Source organism: Pseudomonas sp. 7-41 (assembly GCF_021233075.1).
GTDB lineage: Bacteria > Pseudomonadota > Gammaproteobacteria > Pseudomonadales > Pseudomonadaceae > Aquipseudomonas > Aquipseudomonas veronii.
Map to the genome: position 1 here is coordinate 5,300,478 of NZ_CP089551.1, position 15,372 is coordinate 5,315,849.

Consider the following 15,372-nt stretch of genomic DNA (forward strand, 5'->3'; position numbering starts at 1 on the left):
CTCATCAGTCGTCGAACAATATGGTCGCAATCCCCGACCGGGGCACCCCGCCCCGCTTGCCCCACAGCTCAATCCGGCCACCGATCACCGCCATCGAATGACCGCCATACTCCACCGTCCCCACCTTGCCGCTTCGCAAGTCGGCATCCGTGGCCTGCCGGTAATTTTTGCGCAAGCCCAGACGGTCCAAGCCTTCCCGGCTGTACTCGCCATCATTGAGGGTACGTATGCCATCCAGAAAGCTGCGTCCGGCAGTGCCGTCGTTGTTTTCCAATTGCGCCCGTTTTGCGCTGACGGCAAACATGAAATTGGCGTTGGTCATCATTTTCGGGTCATCGCCCTGGAAACGTGCATGGGTGGCAGCCAGCCGCACTTCATCCTTGGTCAGGTCAACCTTGACACCATCGCGCATGGTCACAGAGTAGCCATTACCCGTCTCTTTGACCTCTTTGAAGACGTCGGTGGGCTTCTCGCCAAATTGCATCATGGCGGCTTTAATCGCTGAAACCGTCACGCAATTGCCGTCCGGCCCCTGTCTGAAGCCGCTCCAGATATTCTCCGGTTTTTTCCCCGGCTCGCTGTCATCGGGCTTGTAGTCGAAATGCTTCGCGCCTTCGGTAATCGGCTTGTCGCTCATGGACTCGCTGGGGCCGAAACCACCGCCGCCGCCTCCACCGCCTCCACCGCCTCCACCGCCGCCGCCGCCGCCCCCCCCTCCCCCACCGCCGTCCGGAGAGGGGGATGGAGACGGTGCTGGTGACGGCGGCGCATCCGGGCCATCCGGAAATTCCTCCGGGAAGGCTCTCTTCATGAACGCCTGAAAGCCCTCAGGCGCGTCTTTCTTCACCTCTTCGAGGATCTCCTTGAACTTCTCTTCGCCGAGCTCCTTTCGCTTTTCATTCAGCTTGTCCCGCAGCTCCTGGGCCGTCTGGTTCTTGGAGGTTTTTTCGGCATCTTCAAGCTCCTTGATCAGCTTCGTGATACTGTCCTTGACGGCCCCCTTGTCGTCCTTGGTGCCATCAGACTGGTTGACCCCCTTCTGGTACTGTCCTCCCCACCCCCCCTCGTAACGCATCCCCCCAGCCCCTTGGCCGGATATCGATGAATTCCACATACCGCCTCTCCCAGGTAATGAAACAACCCAACGCCTCTCGGCTTGATAGGTGGAAAGACAGGTGTGGTGCGTTCCAACAAAGGCGTGTCATCTCGTAACCGCATCGGGGGTGGGAAAAGGTCCTGATGCCAAATAAAACGCAAAAAAAAGCCCCTCGATCGAGGGGCTTCTTGTGCAGCGTTAGCGCATCAGGTCATCTGGATGATGGTCTGCATGATGGTGCTCTGGGTGGAGATGGTCTTGGCGTTCGCCTGGTAGTTGCTCTGGGCCTTGATCAGGTCCACCAGCTCGTTGGTCAGGTTGACGTTGGAGTTCTCCAGGGAGTTGGCCACGATCGAACCGAGGGTGCCGGCTTGAGGGGTGTCGTATCCCGGTTGGCCCGAGGCAAAGGTCTCTCTCCAGGCCGTGCCGCCTGCCGGTTGCAGGCCTTGTTCGTTGTTGAAGCTGGCCAGGGAGATCTGGCCAATGGCCTTGCTCTGCTGGTTGCTGAAGGTGGCGAACAGTACACCGCTGCCGTCGATTTTCAGCCCGGTGATCTGGCCGGTGGCATAGCCATCGGTGACCGGTGGGTTGCGATAGCTGGCCGAATTGTACTGGGTGATATTCGCCATGTTGACCGCAATACCGCCGGTGTTGGCAGCGGCGCCGTTAGCAGTCCATACACCGTTGGTCACGGTGCCCGGTTTCCAGTTGGAAATGGTCAGGGTGGTGTTGGAGACTATGCTGGGCGGGGTGACCACGCCAGCGAGCTTACCGGCCGTGTCGAACGTCAGGGTCGACGCGACAGGTGCCACCGCGCCTGCGCCACTGATCGGGGTACCATCAGGGTTACGCCCGTCGATCAGGGTGTAGGAGTTCCATTGGTTGGAACCCGTCTTCACCAGGTACTGCACCATCGGGTGAGCGTTGCCTTGGGTGTCGTACAAGGTGGTGCTGTACTGGGTGGTGAAGGTCTTGGTGTCGGTTGGGTTGAAAGGCTTGGCCACCTGGTCGATCACCGCCTCCGAGGAGTTCAGGTTACTGGTGGAATCGACGGTGCTGGAGGCTTTTGGCGGCAGGTTCGACAAGTTGAGTTGCAGGTCGACCAAGCCACCCTTGACGATCTTGCCGTTGTCATCCGCCGCGTAGCCTTGCAGGCGCGAAGTACCGGTGTTGTTGGTGATGTAGCCGTCTTTGTCTGCACGGAAAGCACCGCTACGGGTGTATTCCAGCGAACCGTCGCTGCCCTTCTGTACGAAGAAGCCACCGCCCTGGATCGCCATGTCCAGGATGCCGCCACTGTTGTTGACGTCGCCCTGGGTGAATTGCTGGGACACGGCCGCCAGGTTCACACCGTTACCGATGCTGTTCTGGCCGGTGCCCAGCTTGGACGCCGCGTAGATGTCCGCGAATTCCGCACGGGACGATTTGAAGCCAGTGGTCGCGACGTTGGCGATGTTGTTGCCGGTCACGTCCAGTTGTTTGTTGGCCGCATAGAGGCCGCTCAGGCCGATGTTAAAAGACATGTTTCTCTCCCTCTGCCGTATCTAGCCGGCTCTATGTACCGATAGTCTGAATTTGCGACAGCTTGACGCTGCCCATGCCGCCTGCAAGGTTGAGCAGCATTTCGCCGCCGGTCTTGCTCAGGGTCACGCTGGTGACCGTCGCCGGCAGCGAAGTGGCCAGAGCCACTGCGTCGCCCGCGTCATTCTTGGTGGTGGCCGTAAAGGTGTAAGTCCCTGCCGGGGCGACCTCACCGTCAGCGTTCTTGCCATCCCAGATGAAGTCGGAACTGCCCGCGCTCTGTGCGCCCATATCGAGGGTACGCACCACGACACCGTCTTTGTCGGTGATCTTGACCGAGACGTTGCCCGTTGCCGCCGTCACTGCGACCGAGCCGGTCATGCTCTTGCTGGTGTCCACCAGCGCCTTGTCGGTCTGGGTAATGATCGAGCGACCGACCAGCGACGAAGCCTGCAATGCTTGCGACGAGCTGAAGTTGCTGGAGATGCTGTTTACCGAGTCGTTCAGGGTGTTGATGCCTTCCAGGCTACTGAACTGCGCCAACTGAGCCACGAACGCACCGTTGTCCTGAGGCGACAGCGGGTTCTGGTTCTTCAGTTGGGTCACCAACAGTTGCAGGAACGCATCCTTGCCCAGCGACTGGTTGCCCGTTGCCGTCTTGGTGGCGGTGCTGAGGCTGCTGTTGTCCGTCGCAGTCTTGACCTTGCTGTTGAACAGGTCCTGGACTGCCGTGTTGTTCGTCGTATCAACAATGGCCATTGTTTGGCGCCCCTTATCACTGACCCAGGGTCAGGACCTTCTGCATCATGGTTTTGGCGGTGTTCATCATTTCCGCGTTGGTCTGGAACGAGCGACTGGCAGAGATCATGTCAGCCATTTCCTCGACCACGTTGACGTTCGGGTAGTACACGTAGCCTTTTTCGTTCGCCGCAGGGTGATTAGGCTCATAGCGCGCTTCCAGATTGCTCTGGTCTTCAACCACGCCGAGTACCTGCACGCCTTGCCCGGCAGCGTCCTGATTCTGGAACAGCGAATCGCCGCCGCTGCTCTGGCCGCCCTGAAACATGGTGGCGAACACCGGGTGACGGGCGCGGTAGGTCTGGTCGATGCTCGAAGACACCGTCTCGGCGTTGGCGATGTTACTGGCGACGGTGTTCAGGCGCGTGGTCTGCGCGCTCATGCCACTACCGGCAATATTGAAAACACTGGCTAAGGACATGGCTTACTCTCCACGCAGGGCTGACATCAGCCCTTTGAATTTGCTGTTGAGCAGGGTGAAGCTGGCCTGGAAGTTCACCGAGTTCTCGGCGTAGGCCGATTGCTCCAACTGCGCGTCGACGGTGTTCTGGTCGATCGACGGCTGCATCGGCGTGCGATACAGCAGCGATTCGTCGCCACTGCTCAGGCCTTGCGCTTCGATATGACGGCTGTTGGTCATGTTCAAGGCGAAGGTGCCGTTCTTGGTCTTGTCCTGCTGTGCGGCGAGCACGGCGGAGAAGTCCAGGTCCCGAGCCTTGTAGTTCGGGGTGTCGGCGTTGGCAATGTTGTTGGCCAGGACTTCGGCACGCTGGGCGCGAAAGCCGAGGGCTTGTTCGTGGATACCGAGCGCTTTATCGAAGCTGATGCTCATGGCGGAAACCTTTAGGCTGACCTGCTGTTCGTTAACAGGGTTATAGCAAGGTGCATGCCAATCTGGCTAAAGCCCATATATCAAGGGGTTACGCAGAGATTGCCGGCGGCAATGCCAGAAAAGCGGCAAACGGCTTCCGCGTGGCGCCAGTAAAGCGGCAATCGGGAGTTGCCGCTTTTACCTTGCCGCAAAACAAATGTGGGAGGGGGCTTGCCCCCGATAGCGGTGGTTCAGTCATAGATACTGAGACTGACACACCGCTATCGGGGGCAAGCCCCCTCCCACACTTTGACTGCGTGCGACTTACTTGGCCTGGTAAATGATCCCAGGACTGCACTGCACCATCTGGAAATGATCCGGCAGGCCGTTCAGCGCCTCGGATGCACCGAGGAACAGATACCCCCCGCGCTTGAGCGTGCCGTGGATGCGCAGCAAGATGTCTTTCTTCACTTCGGCCGAGAAGTAGATCAGCACGTTACGGCAGAACACCATGTCGAACTTGCCCAGGCTGGCGTAGCTGTCGAGCAGGTTGAACGAGCGAAACTCCACCCGGTTCTTGATCGGCGCCTTGACCGCCCAACGCCCCGCCCCTTTCGGGTCGAAGTAACGCTGCAGGCGTTCCGGGGACAAACCGCGGCCCAGGGCCAGGCTGTCGTACTCGCCGGTCTTGCAGTTGGTGAGCATGGTGCCCGACAGATCGGTGGCGACAATTTGCGCGCCGGCCTTCAACTGGCCCATGTTCGTCCGTTCGAACTCGTCGATCGCCATCGAAATCGAGTACGGTTCCTGCCCCGAGGAACAGGCTGCCGACCAGATCCGCAAACGCTGACCCGGGCTGGCCTTGATCGCCTCGGGCAGCACTTTGCTCTTGAGTACCTCAAAGGGGTAGGTGTCGCGAAACCATAGGGTTTCGTTGGTGGTCATGGCATCGACCACCATTTCCTTGAGCCCGCTGCGCGGCTGGCTCTGAATCCGCTGGACCAACTCACCGAGGGACTTGATGCCCTGCTGTTCCATCAGTTTGTTGAGACGGCTGGATACCAGATACTGCTTGTTTTCACCGAGCAATATGCCACAGGCTTTTTCCAGGAAGACCCGGAACTGTTCGAAATCCAAATTACCCGTAGACAATGATACCGCCTCTTAAATCGTGTGACCGCCAGGGAAATTCCCCTAGCCGTGATCTGCTGCCTTGATCCGGTCGACTACCCGGGATGCCAGGTCATCAGGGCGGAACTTAGCCAGGAAGTCGTCAGCACCGACCTTCTTGACCATCGCCTGATTGAATACGCCCGACAACGAAGTATGCAGGATGATATGCAATTTTTGCATGCGTGGATCGTTGCGTATTTCAGCCGTGAGGGTATAGCCGTCCATTTCCGGCATCTCGATGTCGGAAATCATCATCAAGAATTCTTCTTCCGGCTTCTTGCCTTCATCCACCAGTTTGCGCAGGTAATCCAGCGCCTGGCGGCCATCGTTGAGCGCCACCACCTCAACGCCGATGGTTTGCAGGCAACGGGTCACCTGTTTACGCGCCACCGAGGAGTCGTCCACCGTCAGCACCCGCAGCGAAACCGCCTTGTGCGCCGTTTCGGCATCGACGACGCCAACCGAAATCGCTTCGGAAGTCGGTGCGACTTCGGCGAGGATTTTCTCCACGTCGATGATTTCGACCAACTGGTTGTCTACTCGCGTCACCGCCGTGAGGTAGTGATCGCGACCGGTGCCCTTGGGCGGTGGATGGATCTCTTCCCAGTTCATGTTGACGATACGTTCCACCGAGCGCACCAGGAAACCCTGGGTCTTGGTGTTGTATTCGGTAATGATCACAAACGGGTTTTCGCGGTCTTGCAGGCCGGCCGAACTCGTGGCCAATGCCAGGTCGAGAATCGGGATGGTCGCGCCACGGATGTTGGCTACGCCACACACCACCGGGCTCGACTTGGGCATGATCGTCAGCTTGGGACACTGCAGCACTTCCCGCACTTTGAACACGTTGATGCCATAGAGCTGCTTGCCGTCCAGGCGAAAAAGCAACAACTCCAGGCGATTCTGCCCTACCAGCTGTGTACGCTGGTTTACTGAATCCATTACACCTGCCATGCCCAGACTCCTACGCTAAAACCTTTGGGGGTACGACGCGCACCCAACACTAAACGGCACGAGCTTTGCTTTTTATTGGCTATGGATATGAAAACGACAGTTTCCCGACGCACTCGCCACTCACGGTATCGCAGATTGCTCTGCGCCTGGATGGCGTTGTTTGCCGTGGGCGCAGGCATCACTGCCCGCGCCGCCGACGTCACCTTGCCTGATCTACTTATCGGCGTCACCCAAGGCTTTCTTGAATTCACTGTAGAAGATTATCTGGCAACCACCCAGACGCCAGGACGCTATGAAATCCAGGTCAACCAATTGGATCCGCGCCTGCGCATGCCGATGTGCGACAAGGAATTGACAGCCAGCCTGGAAAGCCCGGCCCAGCCCATTGGTCGCGTGACGGTCAAGGTGCGCTGTGAAGGGACCTCGCCCTGGACCGTGTTCGTGCCCGCCCAGGTCAAACTGTTCCGCGATGTCGTCGTGGTGTCGCGGCCGCTCAAACGCAGCGGAATCATCGGCTATGAGGATGTCATCTTGCGCGAGCGGGACATCAGCCTGATCAATCAGGGTTACCTGACGTCAGTGGACCAGGCTGTCGGGCAACGATTGACCCGACCAATGGTCGCCGACCAGGTCATCACCCTGGTCCATCTTGAACAGGCAGAAGTCATTCGCAAGGGCGACCAGGTCATCATTTCCGCCAGCAGCGGCGGGCTGAATGTGAAGATGCCGGGCGAAGCGCTGTCCAACGGCGGCATGAGCGAACAGATCCGGGTCAAGAACCTCAATTCCAACCGCGTCATCAAGGCACGGGTCACCGCGCCGGGCCAAGTCGAGGTGGCTTTATAGATCACTGGAATAGGACGCCAGCTTTTCCTACACTGTACGCCTGACGTTCGTGCATGCAGGTTTATTGTCAATCGCGCCTAAAGTTTGTCCGGGTATGGCCGAAACCATGGCAAGCGTCCAAATACCCAGAGGTTTTTTTATCATGGTCATCGATTTCAGCCGTTTGAATAACGCCCCGGCTTTGCCAGGCACTACGCGCACCAGCGGCACCAAGGACAGCGTAGACGCCAAGGCCCAGCCTCTGCCCGCCAAAGCGGAACAGGCCGGCGCCAGCCAAAGCGGGGAATCCGTACACCTGAGCAATGAGGCTCAACAGTTGCAGAAGGTCACTGACTCGCTGCGCGATCAACCTGTCGTCAATCAAGCCCGTGTGGCCGAATTGAAACAGGCAATCGCCGATGGCAGCTATAAAGTCGACAGCAACCGTGTAGCCAGCAAGCTGCTTAACTTCGAAGCCGAGCGCTAGGCAAAGGCCTGCGCCAGGCTTTTGGACGCTTAAAACCCAAGGCCAGCCATGCACCACGACGAAAATCTGCTTCAACTGATCATTGATGATCTGGCGCCGACGCAACAATTGCTCGAGCTGCTCAAAGAAGAATCCCTGGCCCTGTATGGCCGGGATATGCCGCTGCTGGAAGAAATCCTGGCGCGCAAGCAGTCGCTGATTGTCCTGCTGGAACAGCACGGCAAGAAGCGTAGCCAGATTCTCGTCAGCCTCGGCCTACCGGCAGATCAAGACGGCCTCGCTCAGTTGGCCAGTCATTCCTCGGTCGGCGATCAGTTGCTGGCCCAGAGCAAAGAACTCAATCAATTACTCACCCAGTGTCAGGAAGCCAACCTGCTCAACGGTCAGTCGATCCAGCTTCAGCAAGCCACGACCGCCAATCAGTTGCGCATACTCCATGGCGGCGAACCTCCGGCCCTGTATAACGCCCAAGGCTCTACCTCGCGCATGGTCAAGCCAAGCACCCGCAGCCAAGCCTGACGTCGGTTTAACGTGCGCCCTATCCAAGGCGTGCGACATACTGGCAAAATGATGGTTCTTGCGTGTAGTCGTATATTGTCTGGAGATGGAAGAACCGTGTTCAACGCCCTTAATGCGGAAGAAGCTCCGCAGCCACCCAAGGTGTTCACCACGCCTCTGGAAATCGCTGGCACCTTGCGCATGCTGCAAGAAAGCCATGACCCGCTGATCATCACCTTCCATGAACGCAGCCAGCGCTTTCAAAGCTACCTGGTCGACGTCGACCGGGACAGCAAGACCCTGGCCCTGGACGAAATGATCCCCCGCGATGGCGAACGCTACCTTGAGAATGGCGAACCCTTCCGCATCGAAGGCTTTCACGACGGCGTGCGCGTTGCCTGGGAAAGCAACGGCACCCTGAGCATCAGCGAAAAAGGCGGCCACCGTATCTACAGCGGCAACATGCCGGACGAAGTGGTCTACCATCAGCGCCGCAATGCGTTCCGCGCCGCGCTGAAACTCGCGCAATTGGTGAATATCGAGTTGGGCGGCGAGAAACTCAAGGCGCCGGTCAGCGGCAAGCTGCTGGATATCTCCGCCACCGGCTGCAAATTGCGCTTTGAAGGCGATATTTCCGAGCGCCTGCAGTTGGGCCAGGTCTACGACCGTTTTATCGCCGCACTGCCCTTTGGCAGCATGACCACCTCGGTCGAACTGCGTTACCTGCACTTCGAAGAGAAGATCAACACCACCTTCGCCGGCGTGCGCTTCCACAACATGAGCGGCCTGGTGCAGCGCCAGGTCGAGCGTTTTGTGTACCAGTTGCAACGCGAAGCACGACGCTTCGACAAAGACGACGATTTTTAAGCATTCAGATCGCGATAAAAAACGGGCAGACCCTTTGGGGATCTGCCCGTTTTTGCATTCAGGGGCGCGCCCTGCTCAGGCCGTGGGGATGCTCATCCGGGCCCGGTGGTTCCGGCGGCCCTTCGAAGAGCGGCTCATCCGCCGATGATTCCGCGTCGGTTTCAGGCTCGGGCTCGACAACCGCCGTCTGCATCTGCTCCTGCACCATCTGCTCATCGACCCGCGGATCGAGGGCAGCCACCAGCGGCGAGCTGGACATGCTGTCAGGCATTGCCACGTGCTGCAGCGGTGCATCGTCGACCTGATGCAGGTTGGTCACCGCTTTAGGCCGGATACGCCACACCAGGATCAGCGCGCACAGGCTGAAAAACGCGTACAGCATCTGGCTGCCAAACAGCTTCATCACCACACCGGCCAGCAACGGCCCGATACTGGCGCCCACGCCATAGGTCACCAGCAGCATGGCCGTCAGCGATACCCGACGATCGCCTTCGACGTGGTCGTTGGAAAACGCCACGGCCAGCGGGTACAGGCAGAACTGCACCAGCGAACACAGGAACCCGGCCACGAACAGCACTTCCAGCGGCACCTTGCTCAGGATCGCCAACGGCAATGCCGCCACCGCCAGGCACAGGGCGAAGCAGCGAATCAACAGTGCGCGATCGTAACGGTCCGACAGCCAGCCCAACGGCCACTGCACCACCAACCCGGCAAAAATGCAGCTACCCATGAAGAGACCGACCTGCTCGGTACTCAGCCCCTGCTGGGACGCATAGAGCGGCGCCAAACCGTAGAACGAACCGACGATCAACCCCGCCCCCAGCACCGTGCTCAACGACTGCGGCACGCGCTGGATAAAGAAGCGTGGCTCCATCGGCGCCGGACGCAGGGGCGCCGGGTGAATGCGCCGGGTCATCGCCACCGGCACCAGGCACAGGGCAAAGCACAGCGCGACCAGCATCAGCAACTCGGGGCCGAGCTGGGGATGCATCACCAGGATCAACTGCCCCAGCACCAGGCCAAGGTAGGACGCAATCATATAGCCGCTGAACACTACGCCACGCTGCTTGGCGTCCGCCTGCTCGTTAAGCCAGCTTTCGATGACCATGTACTGGCACATCATCCCCAGGCCCACGATGACCCGCAGGACGATCCAGGCCGGCAGCCAGTCGATCAGGCCATGGCCCAACACCGCCGCGCCGACGATCCCGGCACAGGTGGCATACGCGCGGATATGCCCGACCCGGGCGATCAGGCGGTGGCCGATCTTGCCGCCCAGTACCAGGCCGGAATAGTTGGCCGCCATCAGCGCACCGACCCACAGGCTGTCGACGTTGTCGGCCGCCAGGCGCAAGGCCAGGTACGTACTGAGCAGGCCGGAGCCGATCAGCATCATCAAGGAGGCGAAATAAAGGGCTCGAAAAGATTTCCAGATCTGGCGCATCGGCGTTCCGAGCGGCTCCTTGCAGTGAGGGTCAGGGCTACCGGCATGATAGTCCCGGGGGTCGGGTCCGGACAGGCACCAGGCGCTGTTTCCGGGGAATATTTTGTGTGAAAACGATGGACTACAGCTCAGACGCTACCGGGTGACACACAAGGTACAAGGTTGCGCGAAATACTCGCCGCACCACCTGTGAACCTCGATCACGCGCAAGGTTCGACCGAGTGTTGAAAAGACCGAGCACGCCCCAAAAGCCCCCCGCCGCGCCTGCACATGATTACCCGCACGCCGGCGTCGCCGATGCGTATCGCCGCGAATTGTTACTGTTTTATCAACATTGTTTTCCAGTCTTATGGATTTATCCAAAAAACCAGCGCTATAGACTGGTCTACGCGTTAATCCACCGCGATTAACCAGCGAATCAGTCGGAGTAAAGCATGTAACCCGAACAAGGCCGACAGAGCCTTCGGAACGATTCACTCGCGACTGAGCACGTGGACAATCGTCAAGCGGGCGTAATACAGCCGCCAACGTTTTCGTTATCCCTCCTGCCGAAACTCAATCAGCCTCTATTAAGCATCCCGTTCGTTATCGAACGGCGCTTTCAACGTGGAGGGCTGGGGCGAAAGAGTGTCGGCATCCAGACCAGGAATACGGGGATGGCCAATTATTACGCTGATTTCCAAAGCTCGCTTGCCGTCGGCAAGCCAGCCTATCGGGATCATGGAAGAACCGCACCCGGCCAACTAAAGGCCGAACTCAATATTCGGCCAAGTTGTTGGTAAATAGCGCAAGCCGTTACGTATTTCCCCAACTGAGCATATACAAATATGACAGACGATCATCGATCTCACTCTGGAAGATCCTCAATGAGCACTATTGCAAGGGGACTGTTTTCCCTGCTTGTTTTTGCCGTGGCACTGGCGTTGATTTATGGCGGATTCAAGCTGGTAGCACTCGACGGGTCGAGTTATTACTTGCTGGCTGGCCTCGCCTATCTGTTGTTGGCGGCACTGTTTGTCTTGCGTAAACCTATCGGCATCGCCCTCTCCGTCGTCGTATTCCTCGCCACCTGTGTGTGGGCGTTCTACGAAGTGGGTCAGCTCAGCTACTGGCAACTGCTGCCGCGCCTGGTGGTGCCGGCGATCATCCTGACCCTCAGCTTGTGGGTCGGTGCCGCATTCCCGGAAACAGCCTTGAGCACCCGGCGCACGGCGAACCGATTCGGCTTCGCCGTATTCCTGGCCTTGATCGCCACCTTCATTGCAGCGTTCTACCCGCACGGCGGGATCTCGAACCCTGTGGCCGCGACTGACTCGAGCAAGGCCACGAGCCCCGCCAGCGCACCTGAAAACTGGGAGTTCTTCGGGCGCAATGCGTCAGGGACGCGGTTTGCGCCTTACACGCAGATCACGCCGGGAAACGTCAAGGACCTGCAAGTAGCCTGGACCTACCGAACCGGACGCAGGACCACCGGCGCCGGCGCTGGCGTTGATGAAAACACCCCGCTGCAGATCGGCAACGTGCTGTATTCGTGTACCCCGGAAAACCTGATCACCGCGCTGGATGGCGATACGGGCAAGGCGATCTGGACGTTCGACCCTCACGCCAAAAGCGAAGAGCATGTGACGTGCCGTGGCGTGGGCTATTACGACATCGAAAAAGACGACAGCCTGAGCGCGGCGGTCAAGGCCTCGTATACCGATCAGCAGCAATGTCGCCAGCGTATTCTGGTGTCGTCGGTGGATGCCCGCCTGTTTGCACTTGACGCGCACACCGGCGCCTTGTGCCAGAGTTTTGGTGACAACGGTTACGTCGATCTCAAGAAAGGCATGGGCCCGACCGAGAACAGCAAGCGCTACCACCCGACCTCCCTGCCTGTGGTCATGGGCCACCTCACGGTGGTGGGCGGTTGGGTACGCGATATTGTGGCAGGCGAACCTTCCGGCGCCGTGCGCGCCTTCGACGTGCTGAGCGGTGCGCTGGTGTGGGCATGGGACGTCGGCGCGCCCGAAGGCACCGACCCGACCGCGGCCGATCACCAGTTCACGCTGGAAACACCTAACGTATGGACGATCCCGACCTACGATAAAGAGCTGAACCTGGTCTACTTGCCGACCGGCAATGGCCCGCCCGACTATTGGGGCGGTGATCGCAACGCAGTCAAAGAAAAATTTGGTTCGGCCGTCGTGGCAGTCGATGCCTCGACCGGCAAAGCCAAATGGGTCTACCAGCTCATTCACCATGATGTATGGGATTACGATCTGCCATCGCAGCCGGTTCTCTATGACATCAAGAATGCCCAAGGCGTGAAAACCCCGGTCTTGATCCAGACCACCAAGACCGGCCAGATTTTTGTGCTGGATCGTCGTACTGGCCAGCCGGTCACCGAGGTGCAGGAGCGTGCCGTTCCGACTTCTCCTGCGGCAGAAGGCGAACACTTGTCGCCGACGCAACCGTACTCGGCCGGCATGCCGGTGATCGGGGCCGACCCTCTGACTGAAAAGTCGATGTGGGGCGTGTCGACATTCGACCAACTGTATTGCCGGATCATGTTCAAAGACTCGGTTTACGCGGGGCCGTTTACGCCGCCAACCGAAAAGCCGTACATCGAATGGCCTGGCTTGCTGGGCGGGATGAACTGGGGTGGCATCTCCATCGATGAGAACACCGGCACGATGTTCGTCAACGACATGCGGATGCCGCTGCGGATGTCATTGGTGACCAAGGAAGAAACCAAGAAGTTCAAGGTGTCGACCGATGAAGTGCCGGGTTTCATGGGCACCATTCGCCCGCAAGTCGCGGGTATCTATGGCGGCGTGAAAATCGACATTCTCCAGTCGCCACTGGGCGTGCCGTGCAACTCCCCGCCCTTCGGCAGCATGAGTGCGATTGATCTCAATACGCAGAAACTGCTCTGGCAGGTTCCCATGGGCACCGTGCAGGACACCGGCCCGCTGGGGATCAAGACACACCTGCAGATTCCGCTGGGCATGCCGACGCTCGGCGGTCCGACGTCGACAGCCTCTGGCCTGGTGTTCTTTGCGGGCACCCAGGACTACTACCTGCGCGCGCTCGATTCGGCCACCGGCAAAGAAGTCTGGAAAGCCCGCCTGCCGGTTGGCGCAGTTGCCGCCCCACTGATCTATCAGTCGCCCACCACCGGGAAGCAGTACGTGGTCATCTCCGCCGGCGGCATGAGCCATTCGCCTGACGTCGGTGATTACATCATTGCTTATGCATTGCCGGACAACATCAAGCCGTAATGCGTTAGTTGCCACTGCATGAAAATAACCCCCGTTTACGGGGGTTATTTTTCCAAGTCACAAAAGAACGGTGCAACCGATAAACAACGCGGGCCGTTGAGCTATTCCCCCACTTTCTCAGTAACGGAGCACATCCAAATGCTTTTTTCTTTCCGCGCCATGCTGACCAGCAGCCTGTGCAGCGGTTTGTCCCTATGCCTTTTCGCCCCATCCCCGGCACTGGCCGACGATCTGATGAACCGCTCTACACTCACTGGCGACTGGGGCGGTGAACGCCAAAAGTTGACCGACAAGGGCATCAAACTGACCGGTGACTACAGTTCCGAAACGATTTCCAACTTGCATGGCGGGATCAAGCGCGGCACCCGCTATTCGCAACAAATACGCATAGGCGCCCAGTTTGATCTGAGTAAATTGCTCGACAGCCCCGATGCGGGACGCGTGCAACTGCTGGTTAACGACCGTCGCGGCCACAGCGCCACCGAAGACTTGCTTGGAAACCGCCTGTCGTCCCAAGAAAACTATGGCGGCGAATACACCCGGCTGACCGAGTTCAGTTATCAACGCAACCTGTTTTCGCCGGACCTCTCCACCAAACTCGGCTTCATGGTGATGGGCACCGATTTCGGTGGTATGCCCATCTTGAGCAACTTTGTGAGCGCCGGTTTTTGTGCACACCCACTGACCATGTCGAGCGGCAGTGGCTGGGGCAACTACCCGACAGCACATTGGGGCGGCGAGCTGCGTTACGATGTCAACCCGTCGCTGACGCTGCAAACCGCCGTATTCCAAGTCAACCCGGAATACAACACGCGCTCGTCCAAAGCGTTCTCCATGCCCAGCAACGGCACTACGGGAGCGATTTTGCCACTGGAGGCGATCTTCAATAACAACGCCTTCCTGAACGGCCAATACAAAGTCGGTTGGTACTACGACACCTCCAACGCCCCCAAGATCGGCAGTACGCAAAAGAGCGAAAACCGTACCGGCGCCTATGTGTTGATTGACCAAGCCATCTGGCGGGATGAGCAAGACCCGCAAAGCGTACTACGCCTCTTCGGCCAAGCGGCCAGCAGCAACGCGGCGACCTCGCCGATGCGCCGCTGGTACTCGGTGGGCCTGGTCAAACAAAAGCCTTTCGCGAGCCGCCCGAACGACTCCATCTCTTTTGGCTATGGGCGCGCCGTGCTCAACTCGCGCACACGGGATGTGCAAGAAGCCAAGGCGACCAACCTCGAAGACGCCGAAATGATCGCCAACCTCGACAACGGCGAGCAGATGCTTGAGCTCAACTACGGCGCACAGGTCACACCTTGGCTGCTACTACGCCCCGATCTGCAGTACTACATCGAGCCCGGCGCGTTCTCCGGCAAAAAGCGTGACAACGCGCTGGCGGCGGGGTTACAGGTCAAGGCGACGTTTTAACAACGTCGTTTGCACAGGGGGCATCCATTCGGTGCCCTTTCGCAATCGCACACGCGGTCGGATATCTCAGCTTGTAGCGCAATCAATACGTGCTCAAGCGCTACGCGGGCCGACTGTCCGACCTTCTCCGGCGCTCCGCGCCCGACCCAAGCTCCGCCTTTAGCCCCCGACTTACCCATCGACCTCTCCTGCCAGTGACGAATTCAGATC

The 15,372-nt window shown here is 59.0% G+C and carries 14 protein-coding genes; 6 read left to right on the forward strand and 8 right to left on the reverse strand.

Annotation, left to right across the window (positions count from 1 at the left end):
* Positions 1-4: 4 nt before the first annotated feature.
* The 7 genes from LQ249_RS23965 to LQ249_RS23995 form a co-directional block, all read right to left on the reverse strand.
* On the reverse strand, positions 5-1,075 hold the full coding sequence (locus tag LQ249_RS23965) for a hypothetical protein (RefSeq protein WP_232565948.1): 1,071 nt from the start codon (positions 1,073-1,075) through the stop codon (positions 5-7).
* Between the two features lie 227 nt (positions 1,076-1,302).
* The gene (gene flgE, locus LQ249_RS23970; protein WP_057005510.1) at positions 1,303-2,619 is read right to left on the reverse strand and encodes a flagellar hook protein FlgE; all 1,317 of its coding nucleotides are present in this window, start codon (positions 2,617-2,619) and stop codon (positions 1,303-1,305) included.
* Positions 2,620-2,650: 31 nt separating this feature from the next.
* On the reverse strand, positions 2,651-3,376 hold the full coding sequence (gene flgD, locus LQ249_RS23975) for a flagellar hook assembly protein FlgD (RefSeq protein ID WP_126589468.1): 726 nt from the start codon (positions 3,374-3,376) through the stop codon (positions 2,651-2,653).
* A 16-nt stretch (positions 3,377-3,392) separates the two neighbouring features.
* Positions 3,393-3,836 (reverse strand): flagellar basal body rod protein FlgC, encoded by a 444-nt coding sequence (flgC, locus tag LQ249_RS23980; protein WP_046382341.1) that lies wholly within the window; start codon positions 3,834-3,836, stop codon positions 3,393-3,395.
* A 3-nt stretch (positions 3,837-3,839) separates the two neighbouring features.
* Positions 3,840-4,247: a flagellar basal body rod protein FlgB gene (gene flgB / locus LQ249_RS23985; protein WP_003175633.1), complete on the reverse strand. Its 408-nt coding sequence runs from the start codon at positions 4,245-4,247 to the stop codon at positions 3,840-3,842.
* A 303-nt stretch (positions 4,248-4,550) separates the two neighbouring features.
* On the reverse strand, positions 4,551-5,378 hold the full coding sequence (gene cheR / locus LQ249_RS23990; protein ID WP_026140309.1) for a protein-glutamate O-methyltransferase CheR: 828 nt from the start codon (positions 5,376-5,378) through the stop codon (positions 4,551-4,553).
* 42 nt (positions 5,379-5,420) lie between these two features.
* Positions 5,421-6,353: a chemotaxis protein CheV gene (locus LQ249_RS23995; RefSeq protein WP_026140310.1), complete on the reverse strand. Its 933-nt coding sequence runs from the start codon at positions 6,351-6,353 to the stop codon at positions 5,421-5,423.
* A gap of 81 nt (positions 6,354-6,434) precedes the next feature.
* Here LQ249_RS23995 and flgA point away from each other — a divergent pair, with 81 nt between their 5' ends.
* From flgA to LQ249_RS24015, 4 genes are all read left to right on the forward strand, one after another.
* Positions 6,435-7,199: a flagellar basal body P-ring formation chaperone FlgA gene (gene flgA / locus LQ249_RS24000; RefSeq protein ID WP_032804943.1), complete on the forward strand. Its 765-nt coding sequence runs from the start codon at positions 6,435-6,437 to the stop codon at positions 7,197-7,199.
* 142 nt (positions 7,200-7,341) lie between these two features.
* Positions 7,342-7,665 carry a flagellar biosynthesis anti-sigma factor FlgM gene (gene flgM, locus LQ249_RS24005; protein ID WP_017849175.1) on the forward strand — a complete coding sequence of 108 codons (324 nt, stop codon included), beginning with the start codon at positions 7,342-7,344 and terminating at the stop codon, positions 7,663-7,665.
* A gap of 48 nt (positions 7,666-7,713) precedes the next feature.
* Positions 7,714-8,184, forward strand: a complete 471-nt coding sequence (locus tag LQ249_RS24010; RefSeq protein WP_057005512.1) for a flagella synthesis protein FlgN — start codon at positions 7,714-7,716, stop codon at positions 8,182-8,184.
* A gap of 96 nt (positions 8,185-8,280) precedes the next feature.
* Positions 8,281-9,030 (forward strand): flagellar brake protein, encoded by a 750-nt coding sequence (locus LQ249_RS24015; protein WP_017849177.1) that lies wholly within the window; start codon positions 8,281-8,283, stop codon positions 9,028-9,030.
* 58 nt (positions 9,031-9,088) lie between these two features.
* Here the strand turns inward: LQ249_RS24015 and LQ249_RS24020 are convergent, their stop codons facing one another.
* Complete coding sequence (locus LQ249_RS24020) at positions 9,089-10,474, reverse strand: MFS transporter (RefSeq protein ID WP_057005513.1); 1,386 nt, start codon at positions 10,472-10,474, stop codon at positions 9,089-9,091.
* An 866-nt stretch (positions 10,475-11,340) separates the two neighbouring features.
* On the opposite strand from LQ249_RS24020, the gene LQ249_RS24025 reads away from it, so the two are divergent.
* A complete protein-coding gene (locus LQ249_RS24025) occupies positions 11,341-13,737 on the forward strand; it encodes a membrane-bound PQQ-dependent dehydrogenase, glucose/quinate/shikimate family (protein WP_232565949.1) in 2,397 nt (798 codons plus the stop codon).
* 138 nt (positions 13,738-13,875) lie between these two features.
* Entirely contained in the window at positions 13,876-15,162 is a 1,287-nt protein-coding gene (locus tag LQ249_RS24030) for a carbohydrate porin (RefSeq protein ID WP_126589471.1), read from the forward strand.
* Positions 15,163-15,372 lie beyond the last annotated feature (210 nt).

What these genes read in the sequence shown, in the direction of transcription:
- flgB (WP_003175633.1), bottom strand. Translation starts at nt 4,247, where the DNA reads ATGAGCATCAGCTTCGATAAAGCGCTCGGTATCCACGAACAAGCCCTC.
- flgM (WP_017849175.1), top strand. Translation starts at nt 7,342, where the DNA reads ATGGTCATCGATTTCAGCCGTTTGAATAACGCCCCGGCTTTGCCAGGC.
- LQ249_RS23995 (WP_026140310.1), bottom strand. Translation starts at nt 6,353, where the DNA reads ATGGCAGGTGTAATGGATTCAGTAAACCAGCGTACACAGCTGGTAGGG.
- flgD (WP_126589468.1), bottom strand. Translation starts at nt 3,376, where the DNA reads ATGGCCATTGTTGATACGACGAACAACACGGCAGTCCAGGACCTGTTC.
- LQ249_RS24020 (WP_057005513.1), bottom strand. Translation starts at nt 10,474, where the DNA reads ATGCGCCAGATCTGGAAATCTTTTCGAGCCCTTTATTTCGCCTCCTTG.
- LQ249_RS24025 (WP_232565949.1), top strand. Translation starts at nt 11,341, where the DNA reads ATGAGCACTATTGCAAGGGGACTGTTTTCCCTGCTTGTTTTTGCCGTG.
- LQ249_RS24030 (WP_126589471.1), top strand. Translation starts at nt 13,876, where the DNA reads ATGCTTTTTTCTTTCCGCGCCATGCTGACCAGCAGCCTGTGCAGCGGT.
- flgA (WP_032804943.1), top strand. Translation starts at nt 6,435, where the DNA reads ATGGATATGAAAACGACAGTTTCCCGACGCACTCGCCACTCACGGTAT.
- LQ249_RS24010 (WP_057005512.1), top strand. Translation starts at nt 7,714, where the DNA reads ATGCACCACGACGAAAATCTGCTTCAACTGATCATTGATGATCTGGCG.
- LQ249_RS23965 (WP_232565948.1), bottom strand. Translation starts at nt 1,075, where the DNA reads ATGCGTTACGAGGGGGGGTGGGGAGGACAGTACCAGAAGGGGGTCAAC.
- flgE (WP_057005510.1), bottom strand. Translation starts at nt 2,619, where the DNA reads ATGTCTTTTAACATCGGCCTGAGCGGCCTCTATGCGGCCAACAAACAA.
- flgC (WP_046382341.1), bottom strand. Translation starts at nt 3,836, where the DNA reads ATGTCCTTAGCCAGTGTTTTCAATATTGCCGGTAGTGGCATGAGCGCG.